The sequence below is a fragment of the Candidatus Magnetominusculus xianensis genome (assembly GCA_001541255.1).
In the GTDB taxonomy this organism is placed as follows: Bacteria; Nitrospirota; Thermodesulfovibrionia; order Thermodesulfovibrionales; family Magnetobacteriaceae; genus Magnetominusculus; species Magnetominusculus xianensis.
Map to the genome: position 1 here is coordinate 1 of LNQR01000015.1, position 1,736 is coordinate 1,736.

The following is a 1,736-nucleotide window of genomic DNA, read 5'->3' on the forward strand; positions in this document are numbered from 1 at the left end:
ACAAGGTGGAAAAGGGGGTCAGCGGGGTATTGGCCGCCGTCTGGGTCTGGGTGTTGAGCACGTTCCGCATCTGGGAGATGACGCTTCTGGCCAGGGATTCTCCCGAGAGGGTATCGGTTTTGTGCTGATTGACATAATCGATCACCTCGTTGAAGGAGTCCACAAAGCTGTTCAGCGTGGTCTTGAGCGCCGACTTGTCGTTCTGGATGGAGACCGTGACCCCGGCCGCTCCGGTGAGCTGTTTCAGGTTGAGGGTCACGCCGGTGAGGGCGTCGGACACCTGATTGGTGGGACTGGAGACCGCGACCCCGTCGATGGTCAATTGGGCGTTGGTCGGGGTGCTCACGGTGAAGTTGCTGCCCCCCAGGGCGCTGACGTTGGTGATCCGTTTGGTGCCGCCGGGATAGACCGTGCCGCCGTCTTTGGCGGTCAGCACCAGACGATAGGTGGAGCCGTCGTTGAGCACGCTGGCGCTCAACCCCGAGGCGGTGCTCCCGAAATCCAGGGCGTTGATGGAGGCGGCGAGATCGTTGATGGTGTCGGTCGCCCCGATGGCGACGCTGTACTGATAAGGGGGCGCGTTGCCGTCGAGATTGTTCTGCGTGCTGCCGTCGTACTCGAACGTGAACGTCCCCGCCCCCAGCAGGGTGGCAGAGGTGGCCACACCCGTATCCATGACCGCCGTGTTGTAGGTGGCCAACTGGGTCACATGAATGGTGTGGTCCGCGGGTTGGGCCGTGGAGTCGGCGGTGACCGTGACCTGATCCTCGTCGGAGGAGCTGACGGTATGGGGCGCCCAGGCCGTGGTGTCCTGCAACTCCTTGGCCTTGGTTTGCAGGGCGAGCATCCGGGTTTCCAGCTCGCCGAAGGCGGTCTGCTGGTTGGTGAAGAAGGTCTTGTCCCGCTCATAGGATTTGAGGCGGGTCTTTTGCGCCTCCAACAACTTGTCCACGAGATCGGCTGGCAGACCGCTTGCCATGCCCGCGAATGTCACATTGCCGACTGCCATGAGAACCTCCTTTGGATCCGCCTGTCTTCGACGACCACCCCGTCACGCCTCTCCGGCGGTGTCGAGCAGCATGCCCTTCAGTTGACGGACTCTGTTTGCCAGATCCGGGATGTCGTCCGCGGAGATTCTGCCAATCTCCTGACGGGTCTCCCGGTAGGCCACCCGAACCGATGTCTTCTCCTGTTGCCCTTCCACCAACAGATTGATGGCGTGCAAACTCTCCAGCGTGCGATTGGCCTCGGCCACCAGGGATTCCAGAAACAGGGTGTCCGACGCCTCTCCCTCCACCGAAACGCCCACCAGATCACCCAGCGACAGGATGGGGCGTCCCGCATTGATGGTTGTTGATACTTTCATGACCGGGTTCCTTGCAATCCAAAACCCAATCCATCCGAATAGCTTATCGGCCGATTGGATGGTTTCCTTGTGAGAAAAATACCCGAAATCCAAATAAAAAAAAATCGGGGGCATGAAAACGCCAAGGCATCATGCCCCAGACAAATCCATGCGCGTCATTTACCCAGCAATTGCAGGGCCAGTTGGGGCTGCTGATTGGCCTGGGCCAGGACAGCGGTGCCGGCCTGCTGCAAAATGGCATTGCGGGTCAGGGTGGCGGTCTCGTTGGCGATGTCCGCGTCCATGATGCGGGAACGGGCGGCGGACAGATTCTCCACCACGTTGGACAGATTGGAGATGATCGCCTCGAAGCGGTTCTGCACCGCGCCCA

The 1,736-nt window shown here is 60.6% G+C and carries 3 protein-coding genes; all 3 read right to left on the reverse strand.

Translation table 11 applies throughout. The features are described from left to right. On the reverse strand, positions 1-1,009 hold a 1,009-nt coding region (gene fliD / locus ASN18_RS01655), incomplete at its 3' end, for a flagellar filament capping protein FliD (RefSeq protein ID WP_157072777.1). A 42-nt stretch (positions 1,010-1,051) separates the two neighbouring features. Next, positions 1,052-1,366 carry a hypothetical protein gene (locus tag ASN18_RS01660; RefSeq protein ID WP_157072778.1) on the reverse strand — a complete coding sequence of 105 codons (315 nt, stop codon included), beginning with the start codon at positions 1,364-1,366 and terminating at the stop codon, positions 1,052-1,054. Between the two features lie 155 nt (positions 1,367-1,521). Beyond that, the coding region (locus tag ASN18_RS01665) for a flagellin (protein WP_306688508.1) at positions 1,522-1,736 on the reverse strand (215 nt) is incomplete at its 5' end.

Coding starts and splice junctions, on each gene's coding strand:
- ASN18_RS01660 (WP_157072778.1), bottom strand. CDS start 1,366: ATGAAAGTATCAACAACCATCAATGCGGGACGCCCCATCCTGTCGCTG.